26 protein-coding genes, 1 tRNA gene and 1 pseudogene are annotated in these 19,159 nt (G+C 66.7%); 10 read left to right on the forward strand and 18 right to left on the reverse strand.

All coding sequences use genetic code 11. From position 1 onward, the window contains the following. Positions 1-105 precede the first annotated feature (105 nt). Together QP609_RS14435 and QP609_RS14440 are read right to left on the reverse strand one after the other, a co-directional pair. Positions 106-669 carry a DUF3011 domain-containing protein gene (locus tag QP609_RS14435; protein WP_032956176.1) on the reverse strand — a complete coding sequence of 188 codons (564 nt, stop codon included), beginning with the start codon at positions 667-669 and terminating at the stop codon, positions 106-108. Between the two features lie 131 nt (positions 670-800). Continuing rightward, positions 801-1,007 (reverse strand): hypothetical protein, encoded by a 207-nt coding sequence (locus QP609_RS14440; protein ID WP_032956178.1) that lies wholly within the window; start codon positions 1,005-1,007, stop codon positions 801-803. Between the two features lie 402 nt (positions 1,008-1,409). On the opposite strand from QP609_RS14440, the gene QP609_RS14445 reads away from it, so the two are divergent. From QP609_RS14445 to QP609_RS14460, 4 genes are all read left to right on the forward strand, one after another. After that, entirely contained in the window at positions 1,410-1,691 is a 282-nt protein-coding gene (locus QP609_RS14445) for a hypothetical protein (RefSeq protein ID WP_014647838.1), read from the forward strand. A 12-nt stretch (positions 1,692-1,703) separates the two neighbouring features. Continuing rightward, positions 1,704-1,937, forward strand: coding sequence for a DUF1653 domain-containing protein (locus QP609_RS14450; RefSeq protein ID WP_014647839.1), 234 nt, complete (start codon positions 1,704-1,706; stop codon positions 1,935-1,937). 91 nt (positions 1,938-2,028) lie between these two features. After that, positions 2,029-2,601, forward strand: a complete 573-nt coding sequence (locus QP609_RS14455) for a TetR/AcrR family transcriptional regulator (RefSeq protein WP_197621477.1) — start codon at positions 2,029-2,031, stop codon at positions 2,599-2,601. Positions 2,602-2,614: 13 nt separating this feature from the next. Continuing rightward, on the forward strand, positions 2,615-2,947 hold the full coding sequence (locus QP609_RS14460) for an SMR family transporter (RefSeq protein ID WP_014647841.1): 333 nt from the start codon (positions 2,615-2,617) through the stop codon (positions 2,945-2,947). Between the two features lie 22 nt (positions 2,948-2,969). Here the strand turns inward: QP609_RS14460 and QP609_RS14465 are convergent, their stop codons facing one another. Together QP609_RS14465 and QP609_RS14470 are read right to left on the reverse strand one after the other, a co-directional pair. Continuing rightward, the gene (locus tag QP609_RS14465; RefSeq protein ID WP_005417836.1) at positions 2,970-3,143 is read right to left on the reverse strand and encodes a DUF1328 domain-containing protein; all 174 of its coding nucleotides are present in this window, start codon (positions 3,141-3,143) and stop codon (positions 2,970-2,972) included. A 94-nt stretch (positions 3,144-3,237) separates the two neighbouring features. Continuing rightward, the gene (locus QP609_RS14470; protein WP_014647842.1) at positions 3,238-3,879 is read right to left on the reverse strand and encodes a LysE family translocator; all 642 of its coding nucleotides are present in this window, start codon (positions 3,877-3,879) and stop codon (positions 3,238-3,240) included. A gap of 162 nt (positions 3,880-4,041) precedes the next feature. Here QP609_RS14470 and QP609_RS14475 point away from each other — a divergent pair, with 162 nt between their 5' ends. Next, entirely contained in the window at positions 4,042-4,734 is a 693-nt protein-coding gene (locus QP609_RS14475; RefSeq protein WP_197621478.1) for an aspartate/glutamate racemase family protein, read from the forward strand. Between the two features lie 12 nt (positions 4,735-4,746). Here QP609_RS14475 and QP609_RS14480 read toward each other — a convergent pair whose 3' ends face one another. Then, a complete protein-coding gene (locus QP609_RS14480; protein ID WP_032956187.1) occupies positions 4,747-5,142 on the reverse strand; it encodes a hypothetical protein in 396 nt (131 codons plus the stop codon). 241 nt (positions 5,143-5,383) lie between these two features. Here QP609_RS14480 and QP609_RS14485 point away from each other — a divergent pair, with 241 nt between their 5' ends. Both QP609_RS14485 and QP609_RS14490 read left to right on the forward strand, forming a co-directional pair. Next, a complete protein-coding gene (locus QP609_RS14485; RefSeq protein ID WP_180834953.1) occupies positions 5,384-5,905 on the forward strand; it encodes a DUF3011 domain-containing protein in 522 nt (173 codons plus the stop codon). Between the two features lie 86 nt (positions 5,906-5,991). Beyond that, a pseudogene (locus QP609_RS14490) lies at positions 5,992-6,440 on the forward strand (GNAT family N-acetyltransferase). On the opposite strand, the gene QP609_RS14495 reads toward QP609_RS14490, so the two are convergent. From QP609_RS14495 to thrS, 11 genes are all read right to left on the reverse strand, one after another. After that, positions 6,419-6,760 (reverse strand): hypothetical protein, encoded by a 342-nt coding sequence (locus tag QP609_RS14495; protein WP_014647846.1) that lies wholly within the window; start codon positions 6,758-6,760, stop codon positions 6,419-6,421. The pseudogene QP609_RS14490 and the gene QP609_RS14495 sit on opposite strands and share 22 nt — an antisense overlap. Next, the gene (locus QP609_RS14500; protein ID WP_014647847.1) at positions 6,757-6,957 is read right to left on the reverse strand and encodes a hypothetical protein; all 201 of its coding nucleotides are present in this window, start codon (positions 6,955-6,957) and stop codon (positions 6,757-6,759) included. Before QP609_RS14500 ends, QP609_RS14495 begins: the two co-directional genes overlap by 4 nt. A gap of 117 nt (positions 6,958-7,074) precedes the next feature. After that, positions 7,075-7,151, reverse strand: a tRNA-Pro gene (locus QP609_RS14505). A gap of 68 nt (positions 7,152-7,219) precedes the next feature. Next, entirely contained in the window at positions 7,220-7,576 is a 357-nt protein-coding gene (locus QP609_RS14510; RefSeq protein ID WP_005410431.1) for a MerR family transcriptional regulator, read from the reverse strand. After that, positions 7,557-7,856 (reverse strand): integration host factor subunit alpha, encoded by a 300-nt coding sequence (locus tag QP609_RS14515; RefSeq protein ID WP_005410432.1) that lies wholly within the window; start codon positions 7,854-7,856, stop codon positions 7,557-7,559. The genes QP609_RS14510 and QP609_RS14515 overlap by 20 nt, the downstream gene beginning before the upstream one ends. Positions 7,857-7,883: 27 nt before the next feature. Next, the gene (pheT, locus tag QP609_RS14520) at positions 7,884-10,265 is read right to left on the reverse strand and encodes a phenylalanine--tRNA ligase subunit beta (protein WP_289213800.1); all 2,382 of its coding nucleotides are present in this window, start codon (positions 10,263-10,265) and stop codon (positions 7,884-7,886) included. Between the two features lie 87 nt (positions 10,266-10,352). Next, entirely contained in the window at positions 10,353-11,348 is a 996-nt protein-coding gene (locus QP609_RS14525) for a phenylalanine--tRNA ligase subunit alpha (RefSeq protein WP_005417865.1), read from the reverse strand. Between the two features lie 193 nt (positions 11,349-11,541). After that, complete coding sequence (rplT, locus tag QP609_RS14530) at positions 11,542-11,901, reverse strand: 50S ribosomal protein L20 (protein ID WP_005410435.1); 360 nt, start codon at positions 11,899-11,901, stop codon at positions 11,542-11,544. An 11-nt stretch (positions 11,902-11,912) separates the two neighbouring features. Continuing rightward, a complete protein-coding gene (rpmI, locus tag QP609_RS14535) occupies positions 11,913-12,110 on the reverse strand; it encodes a 50S ribosomal protein L35 (protein ID WP_005410436.1) in 198 nt (65 codons plus the stop codon). A 267-nt stretch (positions 12,111-12,377) separates the two neighbouring features. After that, positions 12,378-12,905 (reverse strand): translation initiation factor IF-3, encoded by a 528-nt coding sequence (infC, locus tag QP609_RS14540; RefSeq protein ID WP_075076340.1) that lies wholly within the window; start codon positions 12,903-12,905, stop codon positions 12,378-12,380. A 63-nt stretch (positions 12,906-12,968) separates the two neighbouring features. After that, positions 12,969-14,870: a threonine--tRNA ligase gene (thrS, locus tag QP609_RS14545; RefSeq protein WP_032957627.1), complete on the reverse strand. Its 1,902-nt coding sequence runs from the start codon at positions 14,868-14,870 to the stop codon at positions 12,969-12,971. A 429-nt stretch (positions 14,871-15,299) separates the two neighbouring features. Between thrS and QP609_RS14550 the strand changes: the two genes are divergently transcribed. The 3 genes from QP609_RS14550 to QP609_RS14560 are packed head-to-tail and all read left to right on the forward strand — an operon-like array spanning position 15,300 to position 17,429. After that, positions 15,300-15,596, forward strand: a complete 297-nt coding sequence (locus QP609_RS14550; protein ID WP_005410439.1) for a hypothetical protein — start codon at positions 15,300-15,302, stop codon at positions 15,594-15,596. Then, the gene (locus QP609_RS14555; protein ID WP_032957460.1) at positions 15,596-15,859 is read left to right on the forward strand and encodes a hypothetical protein; all 264 of its coding nucleotides are present in this window, start codon (positions 15,596-15,598) and stop codon (positions 15,857-15,859) included. The genes QP609_RS14550 and QP609_RS14555 overlap by 1 nt, the downstream gene beginning before the upstream one ends. Positions 15,860-15,869: 10 nt before the next feature. Further along, positions 15,870-17,429 carry a PepSY-associated TM helix domain-containing protein gene (locus QP609_RS14560; RefSeq protein ID WP_197621480.1) on the forward strand — a complete coding sequence of 520 codons (1,560 nt, stop codon included), beginning with the start codon at positions 15,870-15,872 and terminating at the stop codon, positions 17,427-17,429. A gap of 24 nt (positions 17,430-17,453) precedes the next feature. On the opposite strand, the gene QP609_RS14565 is transcribed toward QP609_RS14560, so the two are convergent. Next, on the reverse strand, positions 17,454-17,858 hold the full coding sequence (locus QP609_RS14565; protein ID WP_041863657.1) for a VOC family protein: 405 nt from the start codon (positions 17,856-17,858) through the stop codon (positions 17,454-17,456). A gap of 97 nt (positions 17,859-17,955) precedes the next feature. Continuing rightward, the gene (locus QP609_RS14570) at positions 17,956-19,146 is read right to left on the reverse strand and encodes a glycoside hydrolase family 18 protein (RefSeq protein WP_197621855.1); all 1,191 of its coding nucleotides are present in this window, start codon (positions 19,144-19,146) and stop codon (positions 17,956-17,958) included. Positions 19,147-19,159: the final 13 nt, after the last annotated feature.

Raw genomic sequence — 19,159 nt, forward strand, 5'->3', positions numbered from 1 at the left:
GCTGGAATTCAGGGCATGCAACATGCCCTGATCGCAGACAATACGGCGTTCAAAATGTGAGCTGTATCAGATTATTCTGATTTTCATGGGCTGAACCCGTAAAGGTCAGTTCACCTGGAACTGCGCCCGGCAGCCATCACTCACCCAGATGCCGCGGCGATCCCAGCCCCAGCTCTGGCCTTCGATGCAGGCGCTGCGCGAGTCCTGGCGGATCAGGCGCACGCCCCGGCGGATGCGCGCATCGCAGTACTCCTGCCGATGTCCATTGGAATGGCAGGTGACCACATCGCCGCCGCCCCATCCGTTGCCATTGCCATTGCCCCAGCCGCCACCATTGCCACCCCAGCCGCCACCGCGGCGATATTCACCGACGAATTCGGCACGGCACCCCTGCGTGACCCAGACGCCGTTGCGCGACTGGCCCCAGGTCTCACCTTCCACACAGGGCGAACCGGACAACTGGCGGATCAACCGCGCGCGGCCGTCCAGGCGGCACTCATTGCTGCGATTCTTGACCGACTCGCAGCGCACGATGCCACTGCCATCGCGGCCACCATAGCGGTCGTCGTCATAGCCGTAGCCATAACTCTGCGCCTGGGCGCCGCCGGCCGCCGCCAGCATCGGCAACAGGGTGCAGGCCAGGGTGCGCCAAGTGAGTGCCTTGCCCATCGAGATCTCCAGATGAATACGATGGCGCAAGCATCCGGGATTCACGGCCCGGCGCACAGAGGGGAGCGCAACGGCAGTTTTTCCCCATTCAAACAACGCAACCGGACCTGACTGCGTCACGGTTGCTGGCGTCACTCTCCGACGTGAAGCGCGTCTACCGTATTGCCAAGCGCCGCGACCCGCACCGTGCTGCGCTGGCCGGTGCGGCGGTGATGCTCCAGGGCCAGCGCGGCGGCGGCGTCAAAGGCGTCGGCGCCACGTGCGTAGCGGGTGGCCTCGCGTGCCTGCGGGTGCAGTACGGACCAGCGCTGGGCAGTGCATTGGACGGTGATGACCATGGGGAGGCTCCTGTGGATAGAGGGTGCGGAGGCAGGCAGACGTGCCGCTCGCCGTTACACCATCAGGCTAGCGACCGCCTCCGGAATGGCCTATCAGATTTGTACGAAAAGTCCGCGCCAGTGCGTCAGAACCCCGCCCTCATCACATCCCTGAGTCCGTTTAGCTCGTTCATTCCGTGATCCTTGTCACGGAGTCAGCTGGGCTTCACACTACCATCATCAACAGGGGCCCCTTCCACATGCGCACCTTCTTCTCGCACCAGCGTTCGACGTTGCTGAAGTTCTATTTCGTGGCCAGCTATCTGATTCTGATCGAAGAGTTGGTCCGCGCCGCCGTGCATTGAGCGCTTGCTGACGGGCTATTTGCGACAGAATATGTTGCTTTACGCACGGAGCTCGCGCATGAAGGTGCTTCTTCTGATTCCAGCGCTGCTGGTTCTGGCCGCATGCGCGAGCCCGGACAATGCAGCCCCGCGTGCCGACGGCAAGCCTTCGACCACCATGCCCAAGGTAGGCGGCGATCGCGACGCGCACGGCTGCATCGGCTCGGCCGGCTACCAGTGGTGCGAACACAGCCAGCGCTGCGAGCGGCCCTGGGAGCTGGCACAGGCACACGGCCTGGCCAACAGCGCCGAGGCCATCGACGCGTACTGCGCCACGCCCGCCAGCCCGGCGCGCAAGTGAGCACGACCCGTCATGGCTGAGCTGAGTCCCCTGCCCGACCTCGCCCGTGGCCGGTATCGCCACTTCAAGGGCGGCGAATACGAAGTGATCGACATCGTCCGCAGCAGCGAGACGCTGGAACCATTGGTGCTGTACCGCGCACTCTACGGCGAAGGTGGCCTGTGGGTACGCCCCTACCCGATGTTCGTCGAGCAGGTCCCAGGCAAACACGGCCCGCAGGCGCGTTTCGCACGCATCGACGATTGATCCGGCTCCCACCGGGCGGTGGCCGATGGTCGCGCCGGTGACGCGATCCGGCTGCGCTACAATCATACCGTCCAGTCGGTTTCTTCCCATCATGTCCCCGCCCCCTCCCCGCTCGCGGCGCAAAGCGCCCGACAGCGTGCGCCAGTCATTGCTGCACGCCACCATTGCCGTGATTGGCCAGCACGGGCTGGCGGCACTGACCGTGCAGGATGTCGCGCGCGTGGCCGGGGTCAGCAAGGGCGCGTTGTTCCACCATTTCAGCAGCAAGCAGGCGCTGGTCGATGAAGCCATCGGCGCACTCATCGGCGAGTTCGAGGCGCGTGTGCGCACGCTCCTGCAGGACGGCACGCCCGGCCACGGCTGCTTCAGCCGCGCCTATGTGCGGGCCAACTTCGAGCACCTGCTGCAGCAGGAACAGGACAACGACGTCGGCCTGACCCTGGGCAACCTGATGGAGCCGGCCCTGCTGGCGCACTGGCGCGACTGGAAGCGCGCGATGCTGGCCGAGTTCCCCGGCGAAGCCGGCGATCCGCGCCTGTACGCGGCACGCTGCGCGGCCGATGGCTATTGGGCCACCGCCTATGGTCGGCCGCTGGACGAAGCAGAGCGCCTCAATGCGCTGGCGATGGCCGAGCAGGCCCTCAAGCTGTGCGACCCGCAGTGACCCGGAGCCCGCGATGAACCCCTATATCTACCTGGCCGCCGCCATCGTGCTGGAAGTGATTGCCACGTCGCTGCTGAAGGCCTCGGACGGCATGAGCCGGCTGTGGCCGACACTGGGCGCGCTGGTCGGCTACGGGCTGTGCTTCTACCTGCTGTCGGTCACCATGAAGTCGGTGCCGACCGGCATCGCCTATGCGATCTGGTCCGGCGTCGGCATCGTGCTGATCTCGCTGATCGGCCTGGTGGTGTTCAAGCAGCGGCTGGATGCAGCTGCGCTGGCCGGCATCGCGCTGATCTGCGCCGGCGTGCTGGTGATCAACCTGTTCTCGCGCAGCAGCGCGCACTGAACACGCTGCTGCGCGACAGGTGCTAGCTGACCTTCTTCGCCACGCTCATGCCGATCAGGAACAGCACCACGGCAATGATGATGCCGGCCCAGAACAGGAACTTGGCGATGCCCACAGCGGCACCGGCGATGCCGCCGAAGCCCAGCACGCCGGCGATGATGCCGATGATGGCGAAAATGATGGCCCACTTGATCATGTCAGTCCTTACCCCGCAGGGAACGCAAACGGTGTGATCAGGCTAGGCCGCAGCCGATGCGGCAGTCGTGAAAAGGCCGCGTGTGCGGCGTGAATCAGCGCGGCCGGAAGCGCAGCAGCGCCACCGCGAAGGCCAGGAACACGCTTCCCACCAGCCGCTCGAACCAGCGCCGTGCGAATGGCTTTGCAAGCCAACGACGCAGGCCGTGGCCACCGGCGGCGTACATCACGTACCAGAACAGTTCGCAGGCCGCGAAGGTCGCCACCAGCACGCTGTACTGCACGGCCTGGCTACGCGACGGATCAACGAACTGCGGCAGGAACGCCGCGGCGAACAACAACAGCTTGGGGTTGCTCAGGCCAACCCACAGGCCGCCACGGAATACCGTCGCTGCGCCATGTACCGGCGCCAGTGTGACCTCGGCAGCATCGGCCACCGCGGGTGCCGGGCGGCAGCTGTCACGCCACGCCTTGATGCCAAGCCAGGCCAGGTAGGCCACACCGAGATAGCGCAGCACTTCGAACAGCATCGGCGAGGAGTGCAGCAACGCGCTCAGGCCCGCAGCGGATGCGGCCAGCACCAGCAGCATCGCCAGCAGGCAGCCGGCCATGGCCGGCACGCTGCCACGGAACCCCAGCCCGACGCTGCGCCCGAGGATGTGCAGCATGTTCGGCCCGGGCGTCCCGCACAGCACGAAGACCGTGGCCAGGAACCACCACCAGGTATGCAGGGCCATTGCCGGTTTCCACTTCAGAAGACGGCACCAGCATAGGGCACCCATGCAGGACGCGGCACATACAGCGGGCGGTGGATGCGACGGTTACAGATGCCGGCGCCCGTGCACGGCAGCGCCACTGCCATCTGTGCTGCAATGGCCGTCTCTGGCTTGGAGCAGTGCATGAAGACCCTTGGCCTGATCGGCGGCATGAGCTGGGAAAGCTCGGCGCAGTACTACCGGCTCATCAACGAGGCGGTGCGGCATCGCCTCGGTGGCGCGCATTCGGCGCAACTGCTGCTGTGGTCGGTGGATTTCGCCGGCATCAAGCAGCTGCAGCACGACGGCCAATGGGATCTGCTGGGCAACCACATGCTCGATGCTGCACGGCGGCTGCAGGCCGGTGGCGCCGAGCTGCTGGTGATCTGCACCAACACCATGCACGCGCTGGCCGGCCGGATCGAAGCCGGATGCCCGCTGCCCCTGCTGCATATCGCCGACCCGACCGCCGCGGCGATCCTCCAGGCCGGCATCCGCAAGGTGGGACTGCTCGGCACCGCCTTCACCATGGAGCAGGCGTTCTACCGCGACCGGCTGCAGAACCGCTTCGGGCTGGAGGTACTGGTTCCGGAGGCCGATGATCGCCGCAGCGTGCACGACATCATCTACCAGGAGCTGATCTGCGGCGTGGTCAGCGAGCATTCGCGGCAGGCGTACGCCGGCGTGATCGCGCGCCTGGTTGCACGCGGCGCCGAAGCGATCATCCTCGGCTGTACCGAAATCATGTTGCTGGTCCGCGCCGAGGACAGCCCGGTGCCGCTGTTCGACACCACCACCCTGCACGCCCTGGCGGCGGTGGATGCGGCACTGGCCTGACCCTGCGCGCTGTCAGTCTTCGCCCTGCACTTCCAGTGCGGTGATCAACCAGTCGACCACGGCCTGCGAATCACACAGGAAGAAGATGGCATCGCCCGAACGCGCCTCGGTCAGCAGCCGATAGACGGTAATCGCCACTGCCGACTGGTTGGCGATGAACACCTCCGGGCTGCGCGGTCCCTCGCTGTGGCCGGCCACGGCATGCAGCGCCTTGCGCGCAGCCACGGTGGCGGGCGGGTCCGCGCTGCGGGCCAGTTCCGGCCCGCGCAGGCCCCACGCAATGAACACATGCTTGCCCTTGAACGTGGTGTCCAGGACACGCACCTGCCCGGCCTCTGCGCCAGCCGAGCGATGAATGACGGTACTGCTGATCAACGCAACCCCCTGTGGTCGTCGTGGTCCGCGCATCCTCCTCCACACGCCGGCTGCACGCCAGTGACGGCAGCCACAGGCTGGGCCGGCAAGCGTGGGAGAGATGTAAGAAGGTGTAAGCCGATGCGATCGGATGTGCCGCGATGATAAGGGATGTAAGGCTCTGCATGGGCCGGTGCACACTACTAAATCCCCACTGAGCCAACGCCGGAACGATCCGTTCCGATGGCCCCGGGCTGGTCCATTCTTGCAGCCCGTTCCCCTGCCGAGGCCCCCCATGACCCATCGCCTGCTGCTGCCGATTGCCCTCCCCACCCTGGCCCTGCTGCTGGCCGCCACCACGGTGGCCGCCCAGGATTACGACAGCGATCCCATTGCGCCGCTGCGCTGCGAATCGCAGTTCAACAAGACCCAGCAGTGCCCGATCGAAGGCCGCATGCGCCTGGCCAGGCAGCTGTCGGTCACCCGCTGCGTAGAGGACCAGAACTGGGGCCAGAGCCGCCGCATGCTCTGGGTCACCGACGGCTGTCGCGCCGAGTTCGTGGCCGACGGACAGGGACGCGGCCGCTGGCCGGGGCGCGGCCGGGACCGTGACCGTGACCGCGATGACGATGGCGAGCGCCTGGTCTGCGAGTCCTACGAGCAGAAGGAGAAGGAATGCCGCATCCGTGTGCGCCACGAGGTACGCCTGGTCAAGCAGAAGTCGGTGACACCGTGCGTCGAGGATCGCAACTGGGGCTGGGACCGCCGCGGCGTGTGGGTCAGCGACGGCTGCCGTGCCGAGTTCCGTGTGTATTGACTGCCGACCACACGCTGGCTGTGGCGGATGCGCAGACACGGCCGACGCGATCGATAGACTGGGCGCACCCAGCCCAGGAGCCTTCGATGGTGCCGCCCGATCCCTCCTCGACGATGTTGCACATCCGCGAGGCAATGCCCGCCGACGTTTCCGCGTTGATCGCGCTCGACAGCGTTGCGGTCCACGATCCGCAACGCGCACGGCAGATCAGCGACTGGCAGGCCCGTGGTGGCATGCACCGGCCGAATGGGCCGGTCAGCTGGCCGGTTACCCGGTCATCCACCATCACTTCTTCGGCGAAGCCTTCGTCGAGATGCTGATGGTGGCGCGCGAACAACGCAGCCAGGGCGTCGGCGCCGCCCTGCTGCGCCATGCCATCGCGCTGCACGGCCACGGCAGGCTGTTCACTTCGACCAATGCTTCCAATACCGGCATGCAACGCCTGCTCGCCGCTTCGGGTTTCATCGACAGCGGCATCGTGCACGGATTGGACGAAGGCGATCCGGAGCTGCTCTACCGCTTTGCCGGCAGCTGATCGAGATACGTGGTCACCTTTGCATCCAGCAGGTCCATCAACAGCGGATCCATGCAGCGATAGTCGTCGGGGATATCCAGGCAATGCAGGCGCTTGTATTCCAGCAGGCGCGCATAGGCGGCCTGCAGGCGATGCTGGTGCTTGGCCTCCATCACGAAGATGACATCGGCCCAGCGGATATCCGCCGGGCCGATGGGGCGTCGTGCATGCGGACTGGTGCCGGCCGACAGCGCAGCGAAGCCGGGTCGCCGTCGCCACATGGCTTCGGCGGTCGGGCTGCGCAGCTGGTTGCGGCTGCAGACGAACAGCAGGTTGATCATTCCTGTTCCTGCAGTTGGCGGGCGCTGAGGACCGGATAGGTGAAGCCCAGCTGGCGTGCGCGCGCGAGCTTGGCATCGCGCGTATACAGCAGCTTCCAGTTCTTCTCGGGCTTGTAGCTGTAGGCGGTCGTGGCGCGGTCGCCACCACGGTTGCGAGCCTGGCTGCGACGCCAGGCACGGTTTCTTGCAGAATCCATGATGTGTTCTCGTGAGTACCGGGTTCAGCAGCCGCGGTAGTACGAGTGGCGCGCAGCATACACCGCACGCACAAAAAAGCCCACGCATCGCTGCGCGGGCTTCTTGATTCATCACAGTGGTCGGGACGGCCGGATTCGAACCGACGACCCTCTGCCCCCCAGGCAGATGCGCTACCAGGCTGCGCTACGCCCCGACTGATGCTGCGATGTGCCCGCCACTGCGGCGGGCCGTGAAGTATAGCGGATTACGATGGAAATGGGATCAGCGGCGCAGCAACTGCAGCACTTCTTCCAGCTCCATGCGCACCTGCTTGATGATCTGATTGCTCAGCGCCGATTCCTCGCGGGCATCGGGGCCGTCCAGACGCAGGCGTGCACCACCGATCGTGTAGCCCTGTTCGTACAGCAGGCTGCGGATCTGCCGCACCATCAGCACGTCGTGGCGCTGGTAGTAGCGGCGGTTGCCTCGGCGCTTGGCCGGCTCAAGGCTGGGAAACTCGGTTTCCCAGTAGCGCAGGACATGCGGCTTGACGTCGCACAGCTCACTGACTTCACCAATGGTGAAGTAGCGCTTGGCCGGGATCGGCGGTAGTTCGCGGTTACTGCCCGGATCCAGCATAAGCTTCCACCCTCTCCTTGAGCTTCTGGCCCGGACGGAAGGTGACCACCGTACGGGCGGAAATCGGAATTTCCTCGCCGGTCTTGGGGTTGCGACCCGGGCGCTGGTTCTTGCGCCGCAGATCGAAATTACCGAAGCCCGACAGCTTCACCTGACGTCCCTGTTCCAATGCTTCACGCAGCACATCGAAAAACGCGTCGACGAATTCCTTGGCTTCCCGCTTGTTCAGACCGACTTCGTCGAACAGCTTTTCCGCCATCTCCGCCTTGGTCAATGCCATTGCCTGCTACCCCCGAGTGCTGCCCGCTCAGCCGCGGATCCGGGCGTGGTGTTCACGCTCGATGGCAGTGACCGCCTCGGCCACCACCGCATCCACGTCGCGGTCCGTCAGAGTGCGCGACTTGTCCTGCAAAATCAAGCCCATAGCGAGACTCTTGAATCCCGGCTCGACGCCCTGGCCGACGTAACGGTCGAACAGGTTCAGGTCGCGCAGCAGCGGGCCGGCGGCCTGGCGGACGGTGGCCGCCAGATCGGCCCAGGCCACCTGTTCAGGCACCAGGAATGCCAGGTCGCGACGCACCGCCGGGAAGCGCGACAGTTCGCCGGCGCGCGGCAGTCGGCGGGCGGTCAGCGGCTCCAGGTCCAGCTCGAAGGCGTAGACGTCGGCTTCGATATCCATCGCCCGGGTCAGGCGCGGGTGGATCTGGCCGATCCAGCCAATCGCCACGCCATCGCGGAACACCTCGGCCGAACGCGCCGGGTGGCCGTAGGCGCGGACGGACGGGCGGAACTCCAGTTGCGCGCCACTGGCGGCCGCCAGCGATTCCAGGTCGCCCTTCAGGTCATGGAAGTCGACCTTGCGGGTCGGCAGGCCCCACTGCACCGCCTGCGCCTCACCGCAGACCGCAGCGGCCACGCGCGGGGTTTCCAGCGGTGCCGGCTGGCCGTCTCCGGCCTGCTGGGCGAACACGCGGCCGAGCTCGAACAGACGCACGCGGCCCAACTGGCGGGCGGCGTTGCGGCCCAACGTGGCGACCAGGCCCGGCAGCAGCGACGGGCGCATCACCGCCAGTTCGGCCGACAGCGGGTTGGCCAGCGGCACCAGGCCGTCGCGCAGCTGCCACTGGGTCAGCAGCGCGTCGTCGACGAAGGCGAAATTGACGGTTTCCTGCTGGTCACGGGCGATCAGCTGGCGGCGCACGCTCAGCGCGTCCAGCTGGGTCTCGCTCGGCATCGCCACGCGCGAGGCACCGCCCGGCAGCGTGGTCGGGATCTGCTCGTAACCGTGGATGCGGGCCAGCTCTTCGATCAGGTCTTCTTCGATGGCGATGTCGAAGCGGCGGCTCGGCGCGACCACCTGCCAGCCGTCGGCGGCGGCGACCACGTCCATGCCCAGCGCGCGCAGGATGCGCTCGACTTCCGCATCGTCGATGGTGATGCCGAGCACGCGGGTGATGCGGGCGCGGCGCAGCACGATGGTCGCCGGCTGCGGCAGATCGGCTTCACGCACGGCCTCGGTGACCGGTGCCGGGGTACCGCCGGCCAGGTCCAGCACCAGGCGGGTGGCGTACTCGATCGCGGTGCGCGGCAGCGCCGGATCGACGCCGCGCTCGAAGCGATGGCCGGCATCGGTGTGCAGGCCCAGCTTGCGGCCACGACCCATGATCGCGGCCGGCGCGAAGTGCGCGGCTTCCAGGAACACGGCGGTGGTCGCGTCGGTGACGCGGGTGTCGAAGCCGCCCATCAGGCCGGCCAGGCCGACCGCGCGGTCAGCGTCGGTGACCACCAGGAAGCTGTCGTCCAGCGCAGCATCGCGGCCGTCCAGCAGCTTCAGCGTCTCGCCCGCGCGCGAACGCCGCACGGCGATGCTGCCCTGCAGGGTGCCCAGGTCGTAGGCGTGCATCGGCTGGCCCAGCTCCAGCATCACATACTGGGTGATGTCGACCAGCAGCGAGACCGGACGCACGCCACTGCGGCGCAGGCGCTCGGCCATCCACAACGGGGTCTTGGCGGCAGCATTGACGCCTTCGATGACACGGCCCAGGTAACGCGGCGCTTCGGCGCCGGCGTCGAGCTGGATGCCCAGCTCACGGCTGCCGACTGCCGGAATGGCGTCGGCAGCGAAGTCCAGCACTTCACTGCGGGTGGCGGCGGCGACGTCGTAGGCGATGCCGCGCAGGCTGAAGCAGTCGGCGCGGTTCGGGGTCAGCTTGATCTCGATGCTGGCATCCGGCAGGCCCAGGTACTCGACCAGGGTCTGGCCGACCGGTGCGTCGTCGGGCAGTTCCAGCAGGCCGGAAGCATCGTTGTCCAGGCCCAGTTCCTTGGCCGAGCACAGCATGCCGTTGGACTCGACGCCACGCAGCTTGGCCGGCTTGATCTTCAGCTCGCCGATCTGCGCACCGACCATCGCCAGCGGCGCGACCAGGCCCGGGCGCGCGTTCGGGGCGCCGCACACGATCTGCAGCAGTTCGCCCTGCCCGGCATCAACCCTGCACACCTGCAGGCGATCCGCTTCCGGATGGCGCACCGCGTCGATGATGCGTGCCACGAGCACGTGGTCGAGGCCTTCGCCCAGCGCGGTCACGTCTTCCACTTCCAGGCCGATGGCGGTCAGCACTGCACTCAGTTCATCGCGCGAAGCGCCGGTCGGGACGTGGCTGCGCAGCCAGTTTTCGGAGAATTTCATGGTGTCATCCTGGTGGGCCCGGCGCATGCGCCTGGGCCTGCGAATTTGGGAGCAGCCGAGCATGGCTCGGCCCTACAGGGTTGCGGCTTACGCGAACTGTTTCAGGAACCGCACGTCGTTCTCGAAGAACGCACGCAGGTCGTTGACGCCGTAGCGCAGCATTGCAAAGCGCTCCACGCCCATGCCGAAGGCGAAGCCGGTGTAGCGCTCCGGATCGATGCCGACGTTGCGCAGCACGTTCGGATGGACCATGCCGCAGCCCAGCACTTCCAGCCAGCGGGTGCTGCCATCGGGCTGCTGCCAGGCGATGTCCACTTCCGCGCCCGGCTCAACGAACGGGAAATAGCTCGGGCGGAAGCGCATTTCGAAATCGCGCTCGAAGAAGGCGCGCACGAACTCGGCCAGCGTGCCCTTCAGGTCGGCGAAGGTCGAATGCTCGTCCACCAGCAGGCCTTCCACCTGATGGAACATCGGCGAATGGGTCTGGTCGCTGTCGCTGCGGTACACCTTGCCGGCGGCGATCATGCGCAGCGGCGGCGCGTGGTCACCCATGTAGCGCACCTGCACGCCGGAGGTGTGCGTGCGCAGCAGGCGGCCGTCGCCGAAGTAGAAGGTGTCGTGCATGGCGCGCGCCGGATGGTGCGGCGGGAAGTTCAGCGCCTCGAAGTTGTGCCAGTCGTCCTCGATCTCCGGCCCTTCCGACAGCTCGTAGCCCAGCCGGCCGAAGATGCCGGTGATGCGCTCCAGAGTGCGGGTGATCGGATGCAGGCCGGCGCGGTCGCCGTTGCGACCCGGCAGGGTGATGTCGATGGCTTCGGCGGCCAGGCGTGCATCCAGTGCCGCGTCTTCCAGCAGCGCCTTGCGCTCGCCGAGCGCGCGGGTCAGCGCGTCGCGGGCCTGGTTGATCGCTTCACCGGCGGCCTTGCGCTCGTCGGCCGGCAGGGCGCCGAGCTGCTTGAGCTGCGAGGTGATGCTGCCACTCTTGCCAAGCAGGGCCACGCGCAGCTGTTCCAGCACGTCGGGGCTCTGTGCGGCGGCCACATCGGCCAGCGCCTGGGTGGTGAGGGATTGGATGTCGCTCATGGGGGGCCGGAACTCCAGTCGATCTGCCATCGCGATGCGCGAAGGGCCGACCCCTGTCGCCACCGCCGTCCCCGCGCTGCCGCCATGGCCTCGCCGGGACCCAAAAAAGAATGGGGAAGGACTTGCGCCCTTCCCCATGCATTGCCTTGACCTGACACCGTTCCGGATGAACGGTTACGGCATCGGGAAGGACTTATGCCGCCAGCGCGCCCTTGGCCTTTTCGGCCAGCGCAGCAAAACCGGCTGCGTCGTGCACGGCGATGTCAGCCAGGACCTTGCGGTCCAGGGTGATGCCGGCCTTCAGCAGACCGTTCATGAAGCGGCTGTAGCTCAGGCCGTTGATGCGGGCAGCCGCATTGATACGGGTGATCCACAGCGAACGGAAGTTGCGCTTCTTCTGCTTACGGCCGATGTAGGCGTACTGCTGTGCCTTGATGACCGCCTGCTTGGCGACGCGGAAGACCTTGCGGCGGGCGTTGTAATAGCCCTTGGCGAGATCCAGAATCTTCTTGTGGCGGCGACGCGCCTGTACGCCACGCTTAACTCGTGCCATTTTTCAGTTCCTCAGAGGTAAGGGAGCATGCGGTCCAGACGGCCTGCGTCTTCTGCACGGACATGGCCCGTCTGACGCAGATTACGCTTACGCTTGGTCGCTTTCTTCGTGAGGATGTGGCTACGGTTGGCGTGGCCGCACTTGTACTTGCCCGAGGCGGTCTTGCGGAAACGCTTGGCCGCTGCCCGGTTGGTCTTGATCTTGGGCATTGCAATGTCCTTGATGGGATTTGACCCTGGTTTCTGACTGATCTGGCGGCGGCCTGGGCCGCTCTTTCCGTCCTGCCATGATCGGCGTACGACCCGTCCTGGGTGGGTCGAGCCGGGCATGATACAGGCAAAACCGCCCTGCCACCAGCCCCAGCACCTCTTGCGCCGGCATTTCAACCGGCATCCTGCAAAAGCAAAGGGACGCCAGTGGCGTCCCCTTACCCTGAACCATTCAGCCAGGCGCCCCGGAAGGCGGCCCGTCAGGCCTCAGGTCTTCTTCTTCGGCGCGATCATCATGACCATCTGACGCCCTTCCAGGCGCGGACGGGATTCAATGACGATGTCCTCGCCCAGATCGGTCTCGATCCGGTTGGCCATTTCGCGACCCAGTTCCTGGTGGCTCATTTCACGGCCACGGAAACGGATGTTGACCTTGATCTTGTCGCCTTCTTCAAGGAACCCGCGCATCTTGCGCAGCTTGATCTGGTAGTCGCCCTCGTCCGTGACCGGACGGAACTTCACTTCCTTGATCTCGACCTGCTTGGTCTTCTTCTTGGCCTCGCTGGCCTTCTTCTGCGCTTCGAACTTGAACTTGCCGAAGTCCATGATCTTGCAGACCGGCGGATCGGCCTGCGGCTGGATTTCGACCAGGTCCAGGCCTTCATCTTCGGCCATGGACAGCGCTTCGTCGCGCGACAACACGCCGATCATTTCTCCGTCACTGCCGATCACGCGGACGCGCGGCACACGGATTTCCTGATTCTTGCGGTTCTGTTTGTTGTCAGGGGTGCTGATATTACGTTCTCCCAAGGGTATCGAACCGGTCCGGGTGCCTGTGCCCCCGGACCGGACCTTTGCTTACGCGCCCTCGGCCTGGAGCCGCTCGATGAAGGCCTGCAGGCTCATGCTGCCCAGGTCTTCGCCAGAACGCGTACGCACCGCCACAGCCCCATTTTCCTTCTCGCGGTCACCAATGACCAGCAGGTAGGGCACGCGCTGCAACGTATGCTCGCGGATTTTATAGCCGATCTTCTCGTTACGCAAATCCGAGCTGACGCGGAAGCCTTGCTCCGCAAGGGTTTTGGTCACGCCCGAGACGTAGTCGGCCTGGGCGTCGGTGATGTTGGCCACCACCACCTGGGTCGGCGCCAGCCAGGCCGGGAACTGGCCGGCGTGGTGCTCGATCAGGATGCCCAGGAAGCGCTCCATCGAGCCGACGATGGCGCGGTGCAGCATGACCGGATGCTTCTTCTGGCTGTTCTCATCCACGTACTCGGCGCCCAGGCGGCCCGGCATCATGAAGTCGACCTGCATGGTGCCCAGCTGCCAGGTACGGCCGATGGCATCCTTCAGGTGGTACTCGATCTTCGGGCCGTAGAAGGCGCCCTCGCCCGGCAGCTCCTGCCATTCCACGCCACAGGCGGACAGCGCCGAACGCAGTGCGCCCTCGGCCTTGTCCCAGGTGGCGTCGTCGCCCAGGCGCGATTCCGGACGCAGCGCGATCTTGATCTGGATCTCGTCGAAGCCGAAGTGCTGGTAGACCGCCAGCGCCTGCTGGTGGAACGCGGTCACTTCCGATTCGATCTGGCTCTCGGTGCAGAACACATGGCCGTCGTCCTGGGTGAAACCACGCACGCGCAGGATGCCGTGCAGCGCGCCGGACGGCTCGTTGCGGTGGCAGGAACCGAACTCACCGTAGCGGATCGGCAGGTCGCGGTAGCTGTGCAGGCCCTGGTTGAACACCTGGATGTGGCCCGGGCAGTTCATCGGCTTGACCGCGTAGGTGCGCTTCTCCGACTCGGTGAAGAACATGTTGTCCTGGTAGTTGTCCCAGTGGCCGGACTTCTTCCACAGGCTCACGTCCAGGATCTGCGGGCAGCGCACTTCGCCGTAGCCGCTGCTGCGGTAGACCTTGCGCATGTACTGCTCGACCACCTGCCACAACGCCCAGCCCTTCGGGTGCCAGAACACCAGGCCCGGCGCCTCTTCCTGCAGGTGGAACAGGTCCTGCTGCTTGCCGATGCGGCGGTGGTCGCGCATCTCGGCTTCCTCGATGCGCTTGATGTACGCCTCGAGCTGCTTCTTGTCGGCCCAGGCGGTGCCGTAGATGCGCTGCAGCTGTTCGTTCTGCGCATCGCCGCGCCAGTAGGCGCCGGAGATGCGGGTCAGCTTGAAGGCCTTCAGGAAGCGCGTGTTCGGCACGTGCGGGCCGCGGCACATGTCCACGTATTCCTGGTGGTAGTACATGCCCATCGCCTGGATGTCGTCGGACATGTCCTCGATCAGGCGCAGCTTGTAGTCCTCGCCACGGGCCTTGAAGATCTCGATCACTTCGGCGCGCGGGGTCATCTTCTTGATGACGTCGTAATCCTGGGCGATCAGCTCACCCATGCGCTTCTCGATCGCGGCCATGTCGTCCGGGGTGAACGGGCGCTCGGAATAGATGTCGTAGTAGAAGCCCTCGGCGATCACCGGGCCGATCACCATCTTCACGTCCGGGTACAGCTGCTTGACGGCGTGGCCGACCAGATGGGCGCAGGAGTGGCGGATGATCTCCACGCCCTCCTCGTCCTTGGCGGTGATGATGCGCAGGCTGGCATCGTGGTCGATGACGTCACTGGCATCGACCAGCACGCCATCGACCGAACCGGCGATGGTGGCCTTGGCCAGGCCGGCACCGATCGACTGGGCGACGTCCATGACGCTGACGGGGTTTTCGAACTCGCGGCGGCTGCCGTCGGGAAGGGTAATGTTGATCATCGCATTGGCTTCGTGCGGGGCCCGCTGGGCGGGCTGGAAGGCGTTCCCGGGCCATTGCCCGGGCAATAAAAAAGCGCCACGAGGGCGCCTGGAACACAGGGCCTTCGGGGGCAGGTCAACAGTGGGCGGTGGTAGTGCTCATGTCGCACGCTCGGCCGGCGCTGGGCGCGGGCCACCTTGTTCCAGTCAGGGTTCTGCGACGATCTTAAACCAGCACACCGGAAAGCCCAAGGCCTACCGTACGGTCCGCTGAATGGTCCTCGCTGGCGGCGTGAAAACGCAATGATTACCATGTCCGCGCAGCCCGCCCCGTGCCAGCCTGCCCGCTTCCCCCCAGGACCTCGTGATGCGCCACCCGCTCCGACCGGCTCCCGCCGGCCCCGCCCGTGCCCCGCGTTCGCTGGCCCGCTGCCATGGCGGCCGCCCGCAATGATCACCGTCGGCCTTTCCACGCTGGGCTTCTGCAGCCTGGGCATGCTGGCAGCGATGTTCTCGGCACTGGCCTTCTATGCCGCCTCGCCGCACTGCCGCTGGCCCCGCCTGCGCCGCGCCGGCCGCCTCGGCCGCCAGATCGGCCTGGTCGCCGCGGCTGCCGCATTGTGGCTGTGGATGGCCGAACTCGGCTTTGCCGCTGGCCTGGTGGCGATGCTGTGCACCTGGATGCTGGCCGCGATGCTGCTGCCGGCACTGGCCGCCTGGCATCGCCCGGGCACGGAGTCGCCCTGATGTGGCCGCGCGCCTTCGCCGGCATCGTGGCCGGCTTCTTGCTGGCCGCCGCCGCGACCGGGCTGGTGACGTGGTTGCCGCCGGGCCCCTGGCAGAACGCGCTGGTGCCCAGCCTGATCACGTTCATCCCGCTGTGGATGCTGGCTGCCCTGTGGGCGTTCAGCTTCCGCAGCGCGCTGCGCGCCTGGGTGACACTGGCCGGCAGCGCTGCGGCCGGCTTCGCCGTGCTGACGCTGCTGCGCCTGACCGGCGCGGTGCAATGAGACTCCCCCCATGAAGTTCAGCTCGCAGACCCTGCGTACGTTCACCACCCTGCACACCTGGGTCGGCCTGGTTGCCGGCTTCGGCCTGTTCGTGGCCTTCTACGCGGGTGCGCTGACCCTGTTCCACCACGACCTGCCGCTGTGGCAGACGCCCGGTGCAGCCACCGCGTTGCCGGCGGGCCTGGACGATGCGCAGTACCTGCTGGAAGACGTGCTGGCGGCACACCCGGAAGCCCGCCGCCACGTCGGCATGACGTTCCCCGGCGCCGAACATCCGCAACCCCTGGCCTACTGGCAGGCCGACGACGGCAGCTGGCGCTATGCCTGGCCGGGCGAGATCGCCGGCAGCCCGACGCCGCCACAGACCGGGCTGGCCGAACTGGTCAACGAACTGCATTACAGCCTCGGACTACCGGTGGCCGGCATCTACGTGATGGGCATCGTCAGCCTGCTGTATGGCATGGCGCTGCTGAGCGGCCTGGTGATCCACCTGCCGAAGCTGTTCGGCGACCTGTTCGCGCTGCGTCCGGGCCGCAACCTGAAACAGCTGTGGCAGGACGCGCACAACGTGATCGGCGTGCTCAGCCTGCCCTTCCACCTGATGTTCGCGGTCACTGGCGCCCTGCTCTGCCTGGTGTTCGTGCAGATGGCCCTGCTCAATCCACTGATCTACGACGGCAAGGCCCTGCAGGCGGTACCGACTGCAATGGACACCGCGCCGGTGCGCGACGCCAGTGGCATCCCGGCACCGCCGGGCAGCCTGCGCCTGCTGCATGCGCGCGCGCTTGAAGTAGCCCGCGCACAGGGCGTGGCCAACTTCGAGCCGGCCTACCTGAAGCTGGCCAACGCCGGCGATGCCAGCGCCACGATCGAGATCACGGGCGAATCCACCGGCACACTCGGGCCGCTCGGTTCGGTGGCCCTGGACGTGGCCACCGGCAACGTCCTGGCCTCCCAGCTGCCGGGCCAGCGCGATGCCAACCACGCCACGCTCAGCGCCGCCTATGCCCTGCACTTCGGCGAGTTCGGCAACGGCGTGGTGGTCTGGCTGTACTTCCTGCTCGGCCTCGGCGGTGCGTTCCTGTTCTACTCCGGCAACCTGTTGTGGATCGAGTCGCGGCGCAAGCGTCGCCAGCCGCAACAGCCGCGTGCCGGGGTGAACATGGCACGGGCCACGGTTGGCGTGTGCATCGGCCTGTGCGTGGCGATCTCGGTCGCTTTCATCACCGCGCTGGTGCTGGAGCGGTTGGCACCGTCGGCGGTCGACCATGGCATCCGCTGGGCCTGCTTCGGCAGCTGGGCAGCCTGTGCGCTGTGGGCTGCACTGCGCCGCCCCGCGCAGGCGGCGCGCGAGCTGCTGTGGGCCGCAGCGCTCAGCACTGCACTGGTGCCGGTCCTGCACGGCGCACTCAATGGTGACTGGCTGTGGCGCGCCGCCGCGCGTGGCCATTGGCCGCTGTTCTGGGTCGATGCCATCGCGCTGGCCATGGCCTTCGGCTTCGCTCGCCTGGCCGTCGCCAGCCAGCGCCGCGCCCGCAACGGCGACCCCAACAGCGTCTGGGCCAACTAAGCCTTCACCGGGCATGGCCCGGCGCTACCGCTGCGGGTGTTCTTCGCCCGGGTAACGACTCACTTCGATCAGGTTGCCATCCGGGTCGCGGAAGTACACCGATTCGATCGGTCCCAGCGCACCGGTACGTGTGGCCGGCCCCTCCTCCACCGCGATGGCCTGCGCCTGCAGGTGCGCCAGCACATCGACCATTGCCGTATGCGTGACCAGGCACAGATCGGCACTGCCCGGCGTGGGTCGCAGCGCATGCGGCTGCAGTGGCGCGCTGGCCGGATGCAGGTTGATCTTCTGCTGGCCGAACTGCAGCGCGGTACGGCCAGCGCCGAAGCGCACGACCTGCATGCCGAGCACGCGCTGGTAGAAGTCACAGCTGCGTTCGATGTCGGCGACGGTGAGGACCAGGTGGTCCAGGCGTTCGAGATGGATCATGCCCAAAGCGTAGCGCCGCCGGCGTCGTCGCAATGTGCGGTGTCGGGTCGATGGCGTTGCCGCCTGGCGCCGGGCATGGCCCGGCGCCACCAGTGACTCAATCGCCGATGCGCGCCTTCTGCCACGGGCCGAGCATCGCGTTGAGCAGGCTGGCCTGCTCGTCGTCGCCGGTCAGCTCCCACATGAACACCCCGGCCAGGCCCTGCTCGCGGGCGAACCGGGCACGCAGGCCGATCGAGCGCGGGTCTTCATAGCTGATGAAGATCTTCTGCACGGCGTTGTACAGCCACGGGCTCTGCGCCTGCGGCTGCCAGTGCTTCACCCAACCCGGCTGGTCGAGATAGCGCGCCTTGATCACCCGCCAGTCGCCGGCGTCGGCCGGTGCGCTGTAGGGCTGATACAGGCCATCCGGCGCATCGCCGGTGACCTTGAAGCCGCGCCCATAGAACGGCACGCCCAGCACCAGCTTGTCGGCCGGCACACCGTGCTCGCGGTAGTACTGCACCGCGCCGGCCACGTTGTTCCAGCGCCGCAGCTCCGGCGCCAGCGGATCGGCCGGCACTTCATGCAGGGGCGCATTGAAGGTCGACACCGATGAGAAGCCGGTGCCCATGTCATAGCTCATCAGGTTGATGAAATCGAACACCTTGGCCAGCGCCGGCAGGTCGTAGCTCGCCGCCGGATCATAGGGGCCATCGGTCTGCAGGCGACCGGCGGCCAGCGCGGCGCTCAACAGCATTGGCTGCCCCACCTTGCGCCCGTGCGCGTCGAGTGCCACGCGGAACGCCTGCGCGAGCCTGGTCAGGTTGGCGCGATCCTGCGGGCGATGCGCCAGCTCCTTCGGCCCGCCACTGACCGGGAACTCCCAGTCGATATCCACGCCATCGAAGCTGCCGGCATGGTGATCGAAGAACAGTGCCATGCATGAGTTCACCAGGCGCTTGCGGCTGGCCTCGGTCAACGCTGCATCGGAGAACCCACCCGCACCCCAGCCACCGATCGAAATCAGCGTGCGCAGGTGCGGATGCGCCTTTTTGAGCTCGGCCAGCGCGGCGAAGTTCTTCGGCGCTTCCGCGCCGACCGCGCAGCGGCCGTCATCGATGGTGGAGAACGCATAGAACAGATGGGTCAGGCGCTCGGCGGGAATGCTCGACACCGGATAGCGCTCGGCCGAGCCGCCGGGGTAGTAGGCACCGAAGATCGGCGGCGGCGCCGGCGCGGCGCGCGCAGCGATGGGCACGGCACCGGCAATCAGCACGGCAAGGACGGCCACGGTCTGGCGGAACATGGGATCTCCCGGT

Origin of the sequence: Stenotrophomonas sp. 8(2023) (genome assembly GCF_030345295.1) — a bacterium.
GTDB lineage: Bacteria > Pseudomonadota > Gammaproteobacteria > Xanthomonadales > Xanthomonadaceae > Stenotrophomonas > Stenotrophomonas muris.